Source organism: Bacillus timonensis, assembly GCF_000285535.1.
GTDB classification, from domain to species: domain Bacteria; phylum Bacillota; class Bacilli; order Bacillales; family Bacillaceae_L; genus Ferdinandcohnia; species Ferdinandcohnia timonensis.
In genome coordinates, this window is the sequence record NZ_HE610986.1 from 1107632 (window position 1) to 1124094 (window position 16463).

A 16463-nucleotide genomic window follows, 5' to 3' on the forward strand; every position below is an offset into this window, starting at 1 on the left:
AAAGTGACTTTTTTTACCAATATGGACAAAAGAAAAGGTAAGAGCATTCTAATAAACGCTCTTACCTTTTATATGTGTTTGAATATTTAGGACATCCCTTTTATTCATGATGTGTATTATGCTCATTGTCTTTTTGCGGTAATGTGGTCTGTGCTTGTGACTCTGTACCAGGTTCAACCAATAAAAATTGACCCATCATACCTTCGTCTTCATGACGCAATAAATGGCAGTGATACATGTACGGGACATGAGGGTCTGGATAGTTACCAAACTCTACTACAAGTCTAACCTTTGATCCATTTGGAATAAACACAGTATCCTTTCTACCTCTTTCATACTCTGAAGGTTCCTTATCATTTATGTCCAAAATTCGGAAAGCCGCATTATGAATATGGAAATTATGAGACCAACCAAAATTATTAATTTCCCAAATTTCCGTTGTACCGGCTGGAACAATTTCATCAATCCGATTCATATCCATTAATTTGTCATTAATCTTATTCTCCATAGTTAACTTAAATTGACGAACAGGTGCATCCTTTGGCGCCACGATTGGTGGAACGGTTGAAAGCTGACCATCTATTGGTATAGTTTCTGTTAATTCAGAAGCTACTACAATCTTTAATAAATCAAACTCTCCATTATCGATTCCATTATTTCCGCTAAAACTGTGGAGAATAGCTTCCTCTCCAGGTTTGAAATCAACAACAATTTCTGCACGTTCTCCAGGACTTAACATCAAACGTTCCATTGTTACGGATTCTTGTAAGAGCCCTGCATCATTGGCGACAAGTTTAAAAGAACGACCATCGGTAAAGCCGAAATGATATGCTCTTGCATTCGAACCATTCAACAATCGAAAGCGAACCTGACTTGAAGTCACTTCTAAATAAGGGTCATATGTTCCGTTCACTAGTATTTCATCACCAAGTGTGCCAAAAATCCCTTCTTTATCCTCTTTCATTTGACCATCACTCGTAAACAATTTATCTTGTATAATAAGTGGAATATCATCTACACCATAAGATGTGGGTAATTTTTTCGAGTCTTCATCCTCAATAATAAACATGCCAGCTAGTCCTTTGTATACATGCTGTGCTGTTTTTCCATGTAAGTGAGGATGGTACCATGTAGTTGCAGACGGTTGGTCAATTGTCCAATGCGGTGTCCATGTCTCCCCTGCTTCAATCATTTGGTGTGGACCTCCATCCATTACGGCTGGCAATCTCATTCCATGCCAATGTAAAGTGGACGTCTCTTCTAGATTATTAACAACATTAAAGGAAACCTTGTCCCCGCGAGAAGCCCTAATGGTTGGACCTAAATATGTCCCATTTATTCCAAATGTGTCAGACATTTTCCCTGGTAATAATTCTGTGGTTCCTGCTTGCATGGTTAATGTAAAGTTTTTTGTACCGTCAGCTTCTATTGTAGGTTCTGCAAGTGGTGGGATATTTAATGCTTGTGTAAATTCTAGCTTTCCTACATTTGTGACGTCTTCCTCCTTGCCACAACCTGCCAAACTAATTATAAGTAACGTCATTAGTAGCGCAAAAAATCTATTATATGATTTCAATTTTTCCCCTTACTTCCTCTCTAACTATTTGGTAGTTTAAGCTCTAAATCTTGCTTCTAGTCTATTTTACTATGTTTTTTTCGAGTCCAATTTGAATCACCATATTGTCATAAAATCGCCATATTTTTTTGTAAGGTCTCTCAACATTTCGTCGATTGTTTATGTTATTTTCATTCAACCTTCGACAACTTTTATTTAAGCCTTATGGTACTATTCTCACAATGCTAAATTCCTATTATAAAACACCTTAAATAAGGAGGTTTGTGATGAAAGAAAAAATTGTTCTAATTACAGGTGCCAATTCAGGAATTGGCAAAGCAGCAGCGCTTAAATTCGCCAAAGAGGAATATCAAGTTATTATGGCTTGCCGTAACATGGAGATTAGTTATGCTGTGCAAAGAGACATTATTGAGACAACTAAAAATAAAGATGTAGATCTAATAGAACTTGATGTTTCCTCTTTTGATTCCATTCATTCATGTTGCAAGGATTTTAAATCGAAGTACCCGCGACTGGACATTCTGATACATAATGCTGCTTACTTAAATCACGGTGAAACCGAATATAAACTAAGTCCAGAGCATATCGAATTGTCATTCGCTACGAATACAATAGGCCCTTTTTTAATGACTCAATTATTAATAGATCACTTATCGAAATCAGCAGATCCAAGAGTCCTTCATGCTTGTACGACCAATATCAAAAACTTCTTCAATCCTAAGAGGAATATTGAGTTTGACAATTTGCGAGGGGAACATAAGGATACACGCCCATATAGCACCTATAAGATGTACGGAGATTCGAAAATGGCGCTATTAATGCTTACCTTTAAAATGGCAGAGGAATATAAAAGACTGGGTATCAAAGTAAACGCTCTTCAAATAAACCGTGTAAAACTATCAAAAGAAACAATCAACAAGATGAGATCCATCTGGAAAACATTTGCCTATCTACAAAATATCACGAACCCTCTTCCAGCAGGCATGGCAGATACCTACTTTCATATTTGCACCTCGAACGAATTTAAACATGTGACAGGACAGCTTATCAATCATAAAAGAGAAATTGTACATTCAGCAACATCTGAAAAAGGGTTTACCCAATTAAAGAACATATTTGGTTCAACCAGCTATCCAAAATATGCAAAAAACCCACAAAATATCGCACATATTTGGGGATTGAGCCTATCCCTCACCGAAGACTATATGTCTAAACATATTGTGTAAATCCTTTACTAAAGCCTAATCCTCGCCATAAGCGCAGATTGGGCTTATTGTTCGTTTCTATACACTCTTCAACCTTTCTCCACTTTAATCTTTCCAATTCTTACATTGTTTTATTGAAAAAAAGACATGCTAAAGAAGGATAATTCGAGGCAGCCCACTACAACAAATTTCACAGTTTGATATACCTATGGTTGAAGGGAGTTTTTTAGGTGAAATTGTTTCAAGTCAGAAAAGGACAATTTGTATATTACAATAACGAGTTACATAAGGTTTATGGGGTAAAACCAATGTATAAGCAATCTGTTCATCTTATAAAGCTGAAGGATTTAACACAGCATTTGACAAATGCAGCACAAATTGAGAGATACAAACCAAAGGAATTTGACAGCTTTATTTTTAACCATAAAGCCTATACTCTCAAACTCAATCAAAATGCTGAAGAAGGAGATTATATATTAATTCACAACCCAAAACCCGATTCCCTAGATACGTATTCGTTAAATGAAATTGAAATGGTTGAAACGGTTGATAAAAAAGGAATCATAACAAGTAATTCTCACGGAATCAAGCACAATGAGTATATGTTAATGGCACCTGGCCGGGACAAAAACAGCTACCCCATCGATTTTAAAGACATGAAATCTGGCGATGTAGCAGACTTACAGGAGGCACCTTCACAAAATGTAAATCTTGTAGACAATGCATTGCTACCTGCCTTAGGAGACATCTATCAAAAAAAGGATAGTCCCGAATTATTTATCACGATGGTTCTGGCAGTTAAAGCTGAAACGGTTTATCTAGGAGGCGGACTGGAAATATCAGCGTTTGAATTGATGAACACTGACAAATGGGAGTTTCTTTACAATCTTCAAGACCAGAACACGTGAGTTCATCTTTGAGTGAACTCTTCGATTACCTTACAAAAATAATGCTTATTTCTACTAGGAGGTTTCCATGGCCAGAAAAAGTCAAAACGGATCAAGCGTATTTTTTATTTCAATCATCCTTACCCTTATTTTCATTATTTGGGGTGTCTTCTTTACAGAAAATCTCGCTCATGTCACGGATATCATCTATAATGGTTCAATTGATTACCTCGGCTGGGTATATCTAGCTGCGACTTTATTCTTTGTCATTTTCTCTGTATTTTTGTTGTTCTCAAAATATGGTGATATTCGGCTGGGTAAAAAAACGGACCGACCTGATTTCAATACCGCCTCTTGGCTTGCCATGTTGTTCGGTGCCGGGATGGGTATCGGGATTGTCTATTGGGGTGTTGCTGAACCCGTTACCCATTACACAAACCCTCCCTATGGTGACCCTTATACAGTTAATGCAGCTAATACTGCAATGAAATACACCTTTTTTCATTGGGGTCTGGACCCATGGGCAATCTATACAATCATTGGTTTAGCCCTTGCCTTTTTTCAATATAACAAAAAGCTTCCGGCATCGATAAGTTCTGCATTCTACCCAATGCTAGGCGATCGAATTTTCGGTCCAATTGGGAAAACAATTGATATACTGTCCATATTTGCAACAGTTTTCGGGATTGCTACATCACTAGGCCTCGGTGCCATGCAGGTTACGGCCGGAATGCATGACTTATTTGGCGTTCCTAATGGGTTAATCGTTCAGTTGATTGTGATTGCAGTCGCAACAGTCCTGTTTACTATCTCGATAAATACAGGCTTAGAGAGAGGAATCCAATACCTATCAAATGCAGCAATGATTTTATCGTTTGCGATTATGCTGATGATTTTAATTGTTGGTCCAACTTTAACTGTTATAAAAGTCTTTTTTAATACAACAGGTCTCTATTTAAGTGACTTTATTCATATGAGTTTAAGGTTACAACCCTTTGGTGAAGGAGAATGGATTGCATCGTGGACGTTATTTTATTGGGCATGGTGGATTGCCTGGGCGCCATTTGTCGGAATGTTTATTGCCCGAGTTTCTAAAGGACGAACAGTAAGAGAGTTTGTAATTGGCGTATTGATTTTCCCTACCCTTGGGACATGTCTTTGGATGTCGGTATTTGGAGGTTCCGCATTAGAGCTTGTTCAAAACACAGGAAATCATGACCTAGCGGCCCATATTACCGAAAACGTCTCATTATCTATCTTTACATTCTTTGATTACCTCCCATTAAGTTCTGTGTTAAGTACCTTGGGGTTTGCTGTCGTGGCTATTTATTATATTACTGTTGCTGACACCGCTACTTTTGTACTTGGTATGTTGAGTGAAGGTGGAACATTAAATCCTTCGAATAAAATCAAAGTCACTTGGGGCGTTATTCAATCAGCTTTAGCAGCTGTACTGCTCTTAGCTGGAGGATTAGAAGTATTGCAAACGGCCTCTATCGCAGCAGCACTTCCGTTTGCGATTATTTTAGTCATCATGTGCTTTTCTTTATTAAAAGGTTTAAAAAGTGAAGCCGAAGTACAAAGAGGCACTAAAAGTAACACACGCTCTATAAAAAGTTAAACCCCAACATCTCCTTGATGGTATGAATAATCAAGGAGATGTTTTATTGAATTACTTCCCATTTAGAACTCCCCTTTTAAAGACTGAAAAAGCCAGCCAGTCCCCTGTATATGCTATAATAGTCTAATAATTTTACGCAGCAGGAGGCTTCATAATGAAAGTAAACAAAGGTATTGTATTTGTACTATTAGGTGCTGGCTGTTATGGATTTACACCAATATTTGCAAAGTTAGGGTTTAGTTTTGGCTACTCACTGGGCCAAATTAATATCATTCAAATGGTTATTTCATCGTTATTATTATGGTCTATCACTCTTATTAAACGCCCTAGTTTTAAAGGACTTACTAAGAAGAATCTCCCTCAAATTATGATAACCGGTTGTTTTATCGGATTAACAAGTATCTTTTATTATGGTGCTATGCAATATCTGCCGGCTTCACTGGCTATTATTCTAATGTTTCAATTTGTTTGGATTGGGATTATTTTAGAGTGGATTTTTAGCAAAATAAAACCTGCCCCTATAACTATTCTATCTATTCTATTAATCTTAATCGGGGTCTTTTTTGCTTCAAATATAGTAAATGGTGACATTCAGGGACTTCCTTTTAAAGGTTTCCTTTTTGGTATTTTATCAGCGTTCACTTATGCTGGTTTTATCTTTTTCAGTGGGAAGGTCGCAGTAAATGTAGACCCACTGACTCGAACATCGCTCATGGCAACGGGTTCCACCATCTTAATACTTGTTCTTTTCATGCGTGAACTACCATCTGTATTGCCATTGGAGACAAATTTAGTAACGGTTGGGGTGGGCGTTTCCCTTTTTGGCGCAATTCTTCCCCCACTCTTTTTCGCAGTGGGCTCACCATTGATTCCAGGAGGAATTGCAAATATTTTAACATCGATTGAATTACCAATCGCCATTCTTTCAGCCAGCATCATTTTGTCAGAAACAGTAACAGGACTTCAATGGTTTGGCACTGCGATTATTTTAGTTGCGATTGTGTTAAATGAACTTGGTAATAGACTCTTTAGAGTCAGGAAGCATCTTGAAGGTTAAAACGTACTCATACTAATAATAAAAACGGGCTGTCATAAATATGACAGCCCATTTTACGTCTAGAATCATACCTATCTAGCATAGGTTTCTTTAATCACTGAAACGGAAAATGCTCCAATAACTAGGAGAATACCTGATACTAAAATCATTGCCGGCATAGAGGACCCAAATGCTGGGAATAAGGCAAAACTTAAGCAAGAAGCAATAATTTGCGGGAGACAAATACTGCCATTGAAAAGCCCTAAATACGTACCCATATTCTCACCCTCTAGAGCATTAGTGAGCATTGTGAATGGGAATGTCATCATTGCCGCCCAGGCAATACCTATTAAAATAAACGAAACAACTAATGCTACTTGGTGATGAATGAAGAAGACCGATGCAAATCCAATTCCACCGAGTAATAAACTAATTGCATAACCTGGTTTACGTTTGTTATTTGGTACACGTGCCAAAACAAGTGACCACAAAACTGCAGCTATTGATTGTACAGCAGATAAAATACCAAACCAGTTCCCCGCTGACTGATATGCCGAACTAGAAGGATCGGCAGTATTCCAAACGTTTGCTGCTACTGCACCAGTTCCATACGTCCAAAGATATTGAAATCCCATCCAACAGAATAATTGAACCAAAGAAATCGTCCAAAACACTTTTGGTGCTTTGCGAAGCAAACCAATGAATCCTACTTTTTCTTTTTTATCATTCGTAATACCATGATAAGCCGCGTATTCAGCTGGCGTATATTCTTTAACTTTGAATACTGTAAACAAACTACAAATAATTAAGATTACAGCCCCAGCATAGAAGGAAATAACTACTGATTGTGGTACAACTCCCTTAGGAGCATTATTTGAAACTCCTAGCATTGTTAATAAAAAAGGGAAAATACTAGCTAACACAGCACCACTGTTAGAGAGAAAGCTTTGTATTGAATAAGCAAATCCCTTTTGCTCTTCGTTTACCATATCGCCAACCATCATTTTAAAAGGTTGCATTGCTACGTTTGATGATAGGTCCATAAACAATATCGCCACTGCTCCAAAAGTAAGAGCTGCTACTGGACCAAAACCAAAACTACCTGAGTTAGGCAACAAACACATCACGATAACCGCTACAACAGCCCCAACAAGTAAATAAGGGATGCGTCGTCCAAGTCTTGGCATCCATGTTCGATCTGAAAAATAGCCAACCAGGGGTTGAACAACTAAACCTGCTAGTGGCGGTAAAATAAAGAAGAAGCCTAATGTATGGGGATCCGCTCCTATTGTTTGAAAGATACGCCCCATGTTTGAACTTTGTAAAGAGAAAGCCATTTGTACACCTAAGAAGCCGAAACTTATCATCCAAATCATATGAATTGGGAGAGTGGGCAACTGCTGTCGTTGACTTTTGCCATTTATTTGATTAGTCTTTTCTGCCAACATAGTATCCTCCTAATATGAACGCTACTTTCACTAAAATAGCTTCATTGTTTATTATGAACTAAAAAATAATCTGTATGTTAGTGCAATCGTTTGCGCAATTATAAAAATGATGATGTATGTTTTTTCATCATGATTAAGTATCCTTATATCCTTATTTTATCAACCTTCTCTTTAATTTTTACATGTTCTCAAAATAATAAATGTTATTATTTTAACTTGATAAGTATACAACATAAAATAAAATCGTGCAATCGTTTGCACTTAATCTGAAAGTACGTAATTTTTTGTTGACCACAGGATATGGTAAAGTTTTAGATAAAAAAAGGAAGAAATAGAGGTGTTCAATTTGGAGTTTCGTCAATTACTATCTTTTATGGAGGTTGCAAAATATAAAAGCATTACAAGAGCAGCCGAATCTTTACATATTTCACAGCCTGCATTAAGTAAATCACTCATTGCTTTAGAAGAAGAACTTGGGATGACATTAATGATTCGTACAAATAAAACGAGTGACTTAACAGACTCCGGAAGAGTAGTTCTAGACTATGCCCAAAGGATGATCTCCCTCCTGGATGAAATGAAAATGACATTATCTGATGTAACCAACTTAGCAAGAGGAGAAATCTCCATTGGTTTACCTCCATTTATTGGTGGTTTATTTTTCCCAAAAGTCATTACAAAATTTCACCGTACTTACCCCAATATTAACCTAAACATTACAGAATATGGTGGTGCCCGAGTTGTCAAAAGCGTAGAAGACGGGGAATTTGAACTAGGTGTAACAGTACTTCCCATTGATGAGACCCGCTTTCATGTATATCCAATTGTTGAGGAAAAGATGCGACTATTAGTACACAAAGACCATCGGTTTGTTGGAAGAAATAGCGTTTCAATAAAGGAATTAAAAGAGGAAGAAATCATCTTTTATCATGAGGAATTTTCGCTTCACCAAATTCTTATGAATCATTTTCATACTGCTGGTTTTGAGCCAAGAATACTGTTTAAGAGTTCCCAATGGGACTTAATGTCTGAAATGGTTGCAGCGAATTTGGGAATCACGATACTCCCCCATTCCATCTGTAATCGTGTCTTACATCCAGATGTCCGTATCATTGATACCAAGCAGAAAATTTTATGGAAACTGGCGGTCATTACCAAAAGGGATCGTTATATTTCCAATGCCGCTAAAGCATTTATTGACTTTATTTTAAGTGATTCATTATAACTTCTGGTTATACAAATCATTCTAATTATGTATTTTACGAATGATAAAAACCGGCGTATGATAACTCTATGTTTAAATTGTAAGCAGAAAAGGAGCACTCAGCTCCTTTTTCAAATAGAAAGGAATCTTAACGATGAAACTTGGAGTCATTATCATACAAGTATTACTCATTCATCTGTTCTTATTTTTGGGGGCAGCAGTAAAAGAAGTATTACCACTTCCAATCCCCGCATCAATGTTTGGATTGGCTCTGTTATTTCTAGCCCTTTATTTCAAAATAATCAAATTGGAATGGGTAGAGGCCGGAGCCAACTGGCTAATGGCGGAGTTATTGCTATTCTTTGTCCCCTCAGCTGTTGGCATTGTGAACTATGATGAGATTATCAGCATAAAAGGTTTAGAAATTGTCATTTTAATAGCAATTAGCACCATTACTGTAATGGGTTTAACCGCTTTAATTGCGGAAAAAATATCTGGTAGGAAAAGGAGTGAACAGCCATGATGATGATTCTATTTACAATTGCAACTTTTCTCATCTATCGTTTTGTAAAAATCATATATGCAAAATGGGGCATACCTTTTTTCCATCCGTTATTGCTCTCACCCATTCTGTTAATCCTTGTTATCTCAATTTTTCATGTATCGGCTGATCAATATATGGATGCATCAAAATGGCTTACACATATGCTTGGCCCAGCTACTATTGCTTTTGCCGTTCCAATTTATAAAAATTTACCGGTTATAAAAAAGTATTTTGGTACCATTCTTATCAGTATCACGTCCGGAGCTCTTGTGGCTATTTTATCAACTTTTGCTCTAGCAAAATTAATACACTTAGATAATGATTTTATTACGTCAATCCTTCCACGATCAATCACGACCCCGATTGCAATTGAGGTATCAAAAGAGGTTGGTGGCCTACCAACATTGACAACTGTTTTCGTCATTATTACAGGCATTGTAGGCGGAATCGTTGGGCCGATGGTCATCAAGTGGCTAGCAATCAAAGCTCCTATTGCAAAAGGACTTGCATTAGGTATGGGAGCACATGGAGTTGGAACGAATAAGGCAATGGAGTATGGAAAACAGGAAGTAACTTTTTCCTCACTCGCCATGATTTTCGCAGCTATCATTACCTTGCTTGGGGGTACTCTATTAATTCCACTGCTAATGAATATCCACCATTAAATGGTAGCCATTGTAACAAAAGAACTTTTAGAAATACTTTTGCAATATAACTGCCAATGATGTAATCAATTTATTACCTCCCTGTTCTTTTTCTATGAAAAATCTATGATACGCTAAATAAGAACTAGCAACTAAGGAACATGGAGGTAAAAAAATGTTTAAAAAAGTGCTATCAATCTTGGCAGCTACTGCATTCACAGTAACAGTAAGTTCTAATGTACAAGCTGCAACGATTACCGTAGAAAAAGGCGATACCCTCTGGGATCTATCACGTGCAAATAATACAACTGTAAAAAATATTAAAATGTTAAATCACCTTACGTCAGACCTTATATATCCCGGAGATATGCTTACAATTGTTCAACCAAAACAATATTTGGTTAAACAAGGAGACACCTTATGGGATATAGCAATTGAGCATCAGGTATCTGTTTCACAAATTAAAGAATGGAACCAATTACATACCGATCTCATTCACCCTGAATTAAATCTAGTAATCTTTGAAGGTGTAAAACCGACTTCTAATGCTGTTGCAGCTAAACCAGCACAGTCGGTTACAGTAACCGCAATGGAAAGCACAAAATCTGCATCGGCAATTCAAACAAAGAAAGAAAGTACAAGTTCTGCACCGGCAGTTCAAACAAAAAAAGAGAGTACAAGTTCTGCACCTGCTGCCCAACCAAAGAAAGAGACTGCTTCAGCAGCACCAGTTACTGAGAAACCAAAGGAAAACAAAACTGCAGTAGACACTACATCAGAAAGTAACACCGAAGCAAAGGTAATTACAGTGGAAGCTACAGCTTATACTGCTTCATGTGAAGGATGTTCCGGAATCACATCAACTGGAATTAACCTCAAGGAAAACCCAGATACAAAGGTAATTTCAGTTGACCCATCTGTTATTCCTCTAGGTAGTAAAGTCCATGTTGAAGGTTATGGCGAAGCAATTGCTGGAGACACGGGTGGAGCAATTAAAGGGAATAAAATTGACGTGTTTATTCCATCTAAACAAGATGCAATCGATTTTGGTAGAAAACAAGTTAAGGTAACTATCTTAAACTAAGATAAAATCTAAGACTCTTAGATCTCTCATAAAGGACCCTACAAAACCTTTATCTACAAAGTTTTGTAGGGTCTTTCTTATAAAGAACTTTTCGGATATAATCTTTCCGTTTTATAGAAGATATTCAACAATAGATGTGATACGTTAAGTTGTGGATACAGAGGTAGCAGCTGCTTGGTCTGCCTTTACACAATCGATTGCTACAACAATCGCAATAATAATGGATTCCATCTCTTCATTCAATATTTGAACTTTGTAGCTATCGCCCCAAGTAAACCACTCCTTGCTCACTTTACCGATAACTTTCCCGTACTGCAATACCTGAAACTCCATATCCCACCAATTACCTTGCACTTCAATACCTGCTGCATCAATGGTATAACGTGCTTTAAAAAAAGAGAATTCCTTCTTAATCGTTAGCACCTCTCGACCATCCACCTCAACGAAAAATGTCGGTAACCAGCTGAACATCTTTTTCGTGATGAGTGCTACTTCATCCCTTTTTGTATTCATAATCGAGAAAGTCTTTGGGATTGTCATAAAGCTTCCCTCCACGAAATATACGTCTTTTTCCTGCTGATCTTTTACCGTAAATTTGCCACTTAGACTAAACACCTTCTGCTTTATATAAAGTTGCTTCATACGACGGCCCCCTTCCATTTAGCATATTACTACTCATATATTTAAAGCAAATACCTACTTCTAATTGTATATTCCTTTTAAAGACTGTTAAACTATACTGGAGCATCTTACCGAATCTAAAAAGCAAGATTAGCTTCAAGACTAAACAAGAAAGAGATGAAAATAAAGATGGAATTAAATAAGGATTGTATGTATTGTATGGAAGATGAAAAACGGGACAATCTTATGATTGAAATAGCTAAACTAGATGTTTCGACAGTCTTTCTATTTAAAGAGCAAACTTATCATGGCAGATGTAACGTGGTCTATAAGGATCATGTAAAGGAACTTTTCAATCTTAATGAACAGGAACTATCTTCATTTATGAACGACATAAAAAGAGTTGCTATTGCTGTGGACAAGGCTTTTCAACCAAACAAAATTAATTATGGTGCGTATGGAGATACAATGCATCATCTACATATGCATGTAGTCCCAAAATATGAAGGAAAGGATAATTGGGGATCCACTTTCGAAATGAATCCAGGTAAAACTTACTTAACGGATAAAGAATATGAAAATGTTATTGCGAAAATCAAAGAAAATCTGTAGGTAAAAACATTCAGGGTGGACCTCGACTAGTCACCTTTTGAAGACTATTACTCTTTTTCTAGACCCTTACCTTATTCAAATCACTAAAAATCAGTTCAAAACGAAACTGGCTTTTAGTGATTTGATTTCCTAATGAAGTTCTATTTATGATATGGTCCCTGAAGACCTTTATTCTTTCGGTGCAAAGTCAATTGCTTGTCGAATAGCTTCCGTTAAGCTTTTTTCATCAGCAATTCCTTTACCGGCAATATCAAAAGCCGTTCCATGATCAACACTTGTTCGTATAATTGGTAAACCTACGGTAATATTTACACCAGCATCAAGTCCTAGTACTTTTACAGGTCCATGCCCTTGATCATGATACATCGCGACAACAATATCGAAATCCCCACGAACTGTTCGGAAAAATAGTGTATCAGCCGGTAATGGTCCAAACACTTCTATTCCCTCAGCCTGAGCCTTCTGTACAGCTGGAGTCACTTTCTCCTCTTCTTCGCCATATCCAAATAGCCCATTTTCACCTGCATGAGGATTGATTCCACAAACGGCAATTTTGGGACTGTTAATTCCAGATTTTTGTAGCGCCTCGTATGCTAACTTAATTACTCTGTAAACACGATCAGGATTGATCATCCTGATTGCATCGATAATCCCAACATGTGTTGTCACATGAATGACCTTCAAATTAGGTGCAGATAACAACATTGAAAAATCAGATGTCCCAGTTAAGTCCGCCAAAATTTCGGTATGACCAGGGTATAAATGCCCACCTTTATGTAAGGCTTCTTTATTTAAAGGTGCTGTGCAAATTGCATCTATTTGCTTCTGTTTAGCTAGTTCAATTGCTTTGGCCAAATATTCAAATGCTGCATGACCTGCTTCTGCAGAAACTTTTCCAACAGGTAAATCTGCAGGTAATAAATTTAGGTCAAGACAGTTAACAATTCCTTCCTGAATATTGGCTTCATCGATATTTTCAATAGAATGAATATGGAGTGTAGAGTTAACATAAGCTTTAGCTCGCTCAAGAATCTTCGCATCTCCGATTACAATTGGCTCACATTTTTCATATACTTCTTGTTCAGCTAAGCTTTTTAAAATAATTTCCGGTCCAACTCCGGCAGCATCCCCCATTGTTATCCCAATAATTGGTTTTTGCTTCATCAATGTTCACACATCCCTATCAAAAAATTCATTGCATTTTTCAAAGATTCGCGATTCCCGAAACCACCAGCTTTCGTAACAGCCCACAGATCTTTTCCATTACCAATTAATCTTCCAAATGGCAAACCAGGTTCTACTTCAGATATTAATTCCATCTCATGAACTCCAAGCGTAGAACAAACTGCCTTTGCGATGTCTCCACCAGTTATTATTAGACCATTGATATCGTCGTATTGGTTACAAATATCGTTTGCTAAAGTTCCTAAGCCTCTTGCAATTCGCTCACTAATTTCAACCTTATTTAACCCTTGCCTTTTGCCTTCGAATTGGGCAATGTCACGATTTTCTTCATTCGATTCAACATACACCATGTAATGCTTTACGTTTGAATGAGAGTTAATAGCTTCTAATATTGAGCTTGTCTCAAAGTGTGGTTGAAGTAATTTTCGAACATCTACTTGAATAGCAAACACTTCATTTAGTTGAGCTGCCTCTTCAAGCTGAAGTTTTGTCATTTTCGAGAGGCTCCCCGACACCGTCAATGTTTTACCTATAGGTGGCGGTGAACTGTTTATCACTTTTCCCTTTACCTGTAAGGATTCCGGTAAATATTCAATTAAACCTGCAGATCCTACCCAGACAATCTTTTTTCCTGTCTTCTTGAATCGTTCTAGGATTATTTGAAAATCAGATTCCCAATCTACATCACAGACAACCCATGATATGGACTGTTTCAAACACTTATCGATTTGCTGGTGAAATACTTCTTCACTACCATGAAGTATGTCTTTGGAAAAAACCGAAGCATTTCTCCCATTCTTGTTAAGTAATAAATGTGGAATATAACTTTCAGTCACAGGCGTCTTTGGATCCTTGCCAAATTCTGTTTCCGAGATTAAAGTACCATTAACGTAGTGACGACCTAATCTTGTTGTTCTTCCCATTTTTGGTAGTGCAGGAGCAATTACAATGAGGTCTGGTTGATAGACTTCTTCAAGTGCCTCAAGTTCAGCTTTTATATTTCCTCTTAATGTTGAATCGACTTTTTTATAAATATGATGATAACCTAACTCTTTAAGCATGAGAGCTGCCTTTTTTACAGCAGCATTTGCTTCAATTGCATCTAATGATCGACTATTTGTATCAATAATTAACACTTCACGGTCTTGCATGCTGCCTTCACTCTTACAGTTGAGGATAACTGATGAGCGAAGGCCCTTTAAGGCAAGCTGTACACCTGAGTCATTTGCGCCAGTAAAATCATCTGCAATAATACCAATTTTATTATTCAAATCAGTGACACATCCTTACGATTAAAAGGTAGGTCCAATTCTCCAAATACCAAAGTCATTTTGCTTTAAAATTTCTGATTTTGTTAATTTACCAGATGAGACTGATTTAATTTCTTCAAAGATTGACTGACCAACTGATTGGACAGTCTCTCTTCCTTCAATAATAGTTCCTGCATTCAAATCCATATTCTCTCTCATAGAATTAAACATTGGTGTATTTGTTGAAATTTTAATAACAGGGGCAATTGGTGATCCAGTTGGCGTACCACGACCAGTCGTAAACAGGACTACCTGTGCCCCACCTGCTACCATCCCAGTAAGCTGTTCGATATCCTGCCCTGGTGTATCCATCCAAACAAGCCCTTTTTTCGTTGGAGTTTCCGCATAATCAATGAGTTCTTGAAGTGGACTCGTACCAGACTTTGTAGCTGCTCCAAGTGACTTTTCCTCAAGCGAACTTAATCCTCCAGCTATGTTCCCTGGTGTAGGATTACCTGTACGTATATCGATGCCCATCATTAGTGCTCGACCTTCCGCTTGCTTAATTTTTTCATATACTCTTTCTACAGTACGGTCATCGACAGCACGGTTGGCCAGCAAATGCTCAGCGCCAATTAGCTCTGTAGTTTCTGCGAGGATTGCGGTTCCACCCGCTTTTACAAGTAAATCACTCACATATCCCACTGCTGGGTTTGCAGACAAGCCAGAGCATGCATCTGAACCTCCGCATTCTGTTCCAACAATTAACTCACTAACATGGCAAGGTTCTCTCATAATGGCTGAGGCATCCTGAACCATTTTAGCGGCAATTTTAGCTGCGTTTGCTATCGTTTGTAAGGTTCCTCCATTTTCCTGGATTGAAACAGTCTCGACTGGTTTCCCACTTTTTGCAATCTCTTCCGCTACACTTCTTGCTTGATGTGTTTCACAACCTAACCCAAGCACGATTACACCATACACATTCGGATTAAGCCCAACACCTACATAGGTTCGAAATGTTTGGTCATAATCCACTCCAACCTGTGTGCAGCCATGTTGATGAATAAAACTAACTGTCCCATGCACAAGTTGAGTAACTTGTTGTGCCGCCTGTGTTGCACAAGTAATCGTTGGAAGAATTAATACATGATTACGAACCCCAACTTTCCCATCAGGACGTCTATAGCCCATAAAATATTGTTGATTATCCATTTATATCCCCCCTACCACGTGTTCCTTCTAAATTATGTACATGGACATGCTCGCCAATCGCAATATCAGAGGAAGCAAGGCCTATGATTTCGCCATATTTGTAAATCTTTTCACCCTTTTTAATTGAATCAACAGCAAATTTATGTCCAAAGGGAATTGATTGTAATAACTTTACTTCAAGCTCCCTATCACCATATGAAGCAGTAACAAAAATATTAGCCTCTAAATCTACTAAAACGGTCGCTACATTATCTTTCTCATTCATTAATACAGCCGAAAAACTCTGAGACATGACTCGTCCCTCCTTTATTCGAATGATAAATATAGACTTCGT

At 37.6% G+C, this 16463-nt stretch carries 16 protein-coding genes; 9 read left to right on the plus strand and 7 right to left on the minus strand.

The genetic code is table 11. The annotated features are described in order from the left end of the window. Positions 1 to 100 precede the first annotated feature (100 nt). Complete coding sequence (locus BTHG_RS14070) at positions 101 to 1576, minus strand: multicopper oxidase family protein (protein ID WP_010677368.1); 1476 nt, start codon at positions 1574 to 1576, stop codon at positions 101 to 103. 266 nt (positions 1577 to 1842) lie between these two features. Between BTHG_RS14070 and BTHG_RS14075 the strand changes: the two genes are divergently transcribed. The 4 genes from BTHG_RS14075 (at position 1843) to BTHG_RS14090 (ending at position 6346) form a co-directional block, all read left to right on the plus strand. Continuing rightward, complete coding sequence (locus BTHG_RS14075) at positions 1843 to 2802, plus strand: SDR family NAD(P)-dependent oxidoreductase (RefSeq protein WP_010677369.1); 960 nt, start codon at positions 1843 to 1845, stop codon at positions 2800 to 2802. A 209-nt stretch (positions 2803 to 3011) separates the two neighbouring features. Next, positions 3012 to 3689, plus strand: coding sequence for a hypothetical protein (locus tag BTHG_RS14080; protein ID WP_010677370.1), 678 nt, complete (start codon positions 3012 to 3014; stop codon positions 3687 to 3689). Positions 3690 to 3756: 67 nt separating this feature from the next. After that, positions 3757 to 5289 carry a glycine betaine uptake BCCT transporter gene (locus tag BTHG_RS14085; RefSeq protein WP_010677371.1) on the plus strand — a complete coding sequence of 511 codons (1533 nt, stop codon included), beginning with the start codon at positions 3757 to 3759 and terminating at the stop codon, positions 5287 to 5289. Positions 5290 to 5443: 154 nt separating this feature from the next. Next, positions 5444 to 6346, plus strand: coding sequence for an EamA family transporter (locus BTHG_RS14090; protein WP_010677372.1), 903 nt, complete (start codon positions 5444 to 5446; stop codon positions 6344 to 6346). Between the two features lie 71 nt (positions 6347 to 6417). Here BTHG_RS14090 and BTHG_RS14095 read toward each other — a convergent pair whose 3' ends face one another. Then, positions 6418 to 7773: an SLC45 family MFS transporter gene (locus tag BTHG_RS14095; RefSeq protein ID WP_026021823.1), complete on the minus strand. Its 1356-nt coding sequence runs from the start codon at positions 7771 to 7773 to the stop codon at positions 6418 to 6420. Between the two features lie 346 nt (positions 7774 to 8119). On the opposite strand from BTHG_RS14095, the gene BTHG_RS14100 reads away from it, so the two are divergent. From BTHG_RS14100 to BTHG_RS14115, 4 genes are all read left to right on the plus strand, one after another. Then, positions 8120 to 8998 carry a LysR family transcriptional regulator gene (locus tag BTHG_RS14100; protein ID WP_026021824.1) on the plus strand — a complete coding sequence of 293 codons (879 nt, stop codon included), beginning with the start codon at positions 8120 to 8122 and terminating at the stop codon, positions 8996 to 8998. Positions 8999 to 9131: 133 nt separating this feature from the next. Beyond that, on the plus strand, positions 9132 to 9500 hold the full coding sequence (locus BTHG_RS14105) for a CidA/LrgA family protein (protein ID WP_010677375.1): 369 nt from the start codon (positions 9132 to 9134) through the stop codon (positions 9498 to 9500). Continuing rightward, the gene (locus BTHG_RS14110; RefSeq protein ID WP_010677376.1) at positions 9497 to 10186 is read left to right on the plus strand and encodes an LrgB family protein; all 690 of its coding nucleotides are present in this window, start codon (positions 9497 to 9499) and stop codon (positions 10184 to 10186) included. The genes BTHG_RS14105 and BTHG_RS14110 overlap by 4 nt, the downstream gene beginning before the upstream one ends. Positions 10187 to 10340: 154 nt before the next feature. Beyond that, positions 10341 to 11249 carry a 3D domain-containing protein gene (locus tag BTHG_RS14115; protein ID WP_010677377.1) on the plus strand — a complete coding sequence of 303 codons (909 nt, stop codon included), beginning with the start codon at positions 10341 to 10343 and terminating at the stop codon, positions 11247 to 11249. A 144-nt stretch (positions 11250 to 11393) separates the two neighbouring features. On the opposite strand, the gene BTHG_RS14120 is transcribed toward BTHG_RS14115, so the two are convergent. Next, positions 11394 to 11891 carry an LURP-one-related/scramblase family protein gene (locus BTHG_RS14120; protein ID WP_010677378.1) on the minus strand — a complete coding sequence of 166 codons (498 nt, stop codon included), beginning with the start codon at positions 11889 to 11891 and terminating at the stop codon, positions 11394 to 11396. A gap of 156 nt (positions 11892 to 12047) precedes the next feature. Here BTHG_RS14120 and BTHG_RS14125 point away from each other — a divergent pair, with 156 nt between their 5' ends. Then, entirely contained in the window at positions 12048 to 12482 is a 435-nt protein-coding gene (locus BTHG_RS14125; RefSeq protein ID WP_148361215.1) for an HIT family protein, read from the plus strand. A 168-nt stretch (positions 12483 to 12650) separates the two neighbouring features. Here BTHG_RS14125 and pdxA read toward each other — a convergent pair whose 3' ends face one another. From pdxA to BTHG_RS14145, 4 genes are read right to left on the minus strand one after another with little or no spacing between them, the layout of a single operon-like run. Continuing rightward, positions 12651 to 13646, minus strand: a complete 996-nt coding sequence (pdxA, locus tag BTHG_RS14130) for a 4-hydroxythreonine-4-phosphate dehydrogenase PdxA (RefSeq protein WP_010677380.1) — start codon at positions 13644 to 13646, stop codon at positions 12651 to 12653. Beyond that, positions 13646 to 14938, minus strand: coding sequence for a four-carbon acid sugar kinase family protein (locus BTHG_RS14135; RefSeq protein ID WP_010677381.1), 1293 nt, complete (start codon positions 14936 to 14938; stop codon positions 13646 to 13648). The genes pdxA and BTHG_RS14135 overlap by 1 nt, the downstream gene beginning before the upstream one ends. Before the next feature lie 21 nt (positions 14939 to 14959). Further along, the gene (locus BTHG_RS14140) at positions 14960 to 16129 is read right to left on the minus strand and encodes a UxaA family hydrolase (protein ID WP_010677382.1); all 1170 of its coding nucleotides are present in this window, start codon (positions 16127 to 16129) and stop codon (positions 14960 to 14962) included. Beyond that, positions 16122 to 16421, minus strand: a complete 300-nt coding sequence (locus BTHG_RS14145; RefSeq protein ID WP_010677383.1) for a UxaA family hydrolase — start codon at positions 16419 to 16421, stop codon at positions 16122 to 16124. Before BTHG_RS14145 ends, BTHG_RS14140 begins: the two co-directional genes overlap by 8 nt. Positions 16422 to 16463 lie beyond the last annotated feature (42 nt).

Excerpts from the sequence above, each read along its gene's own strand:
- BTHG_RS14095 (WP_026021823.1), bottom strand. The coding sequence starts at position 7,773 with ATGTTGGCAGAAAAGACTAATCAAATAAATGGCAAAAGTCAACGACAG.
- BTHG_RS14105 (WP_010677375.1), top strand. The coding sequence starts at position 9,132 with ATGAAACTTGGAGTCATTATCATACAAGTATTACTCATTCATCTGTTC.
- BTHG_RS14090 (WP_010677372.1), top strand. The coding sequence starts at position 5,444 with ATGAAAGTAAACAAAGGTATTGTATTTGTACTATTAGGTGCTGGCTGT.
- BTHG_RS14085 (WP_010677371.1), top strand. The coding sequence starts at position 3,757 with ATGGCCAGAAAAAGTCAAAACGGATCAAGCGTATTTTTTATTTCAATC.
- BTHG_RS14110 (WP_010677376.1), top strand. The coding sequence starts at position 9,497 with ATGATGATGATTCTATTTACAATTGCAACTTTTCTCATCTATCGTTTT.
- pdxA (WP_010677380.1), bottom strand. The coding sequence starts at position 13,646 with ATGAAGCAAAAACCAATTATTGGGATAACAATGGGGGATGCTGCCGGA.
- BTHG_RS14075 (WP_010677369.1), top strand. The coding sequence starts at position 1,843 with ATGAAAGAAAAAATTGTTCTAATTACAGGTGCCAATTCAGGAATTGGC.
- BTHG_RS14145 (WP_010677383.1), bottom strand. The coding sequence starts at position 16,421 with ATGTCTCAGAGTTTTTCGGCTGTATTAATGAATGAGAAAGATAATGTA.
- BTHG_RS14140 (WP_010677382.1), bottom strand. The coding sequence starts at position 16,129 with ATGGATAATCAACAATATTTTATGGGCTATAGACGTCCTGATGGGAAA.
- BTHG_RS14115 (WP_010677377.1), top strand. The coding sequence starts at position 10,341 with ATGTTTAAAAAAGTGCTATCAATCTTGGCAGCTACTGCATTCACAGTA.
- BTHG_RS14120 (WP_010677378.1), bottom strand. The coding sequence starts at position 11,891 with ATGAAGCAACTTTATATAAAGCAGAAGGTGTTTAGTCTAAGTGGCAAA.
- BTHG_RS14125 (WP_148361215.1), top strand. The coding sequence starts at position 12,048 with ATGAAAATAAAGATGGAATTAAATAAGGATTGTATGTATTGTATGGAA.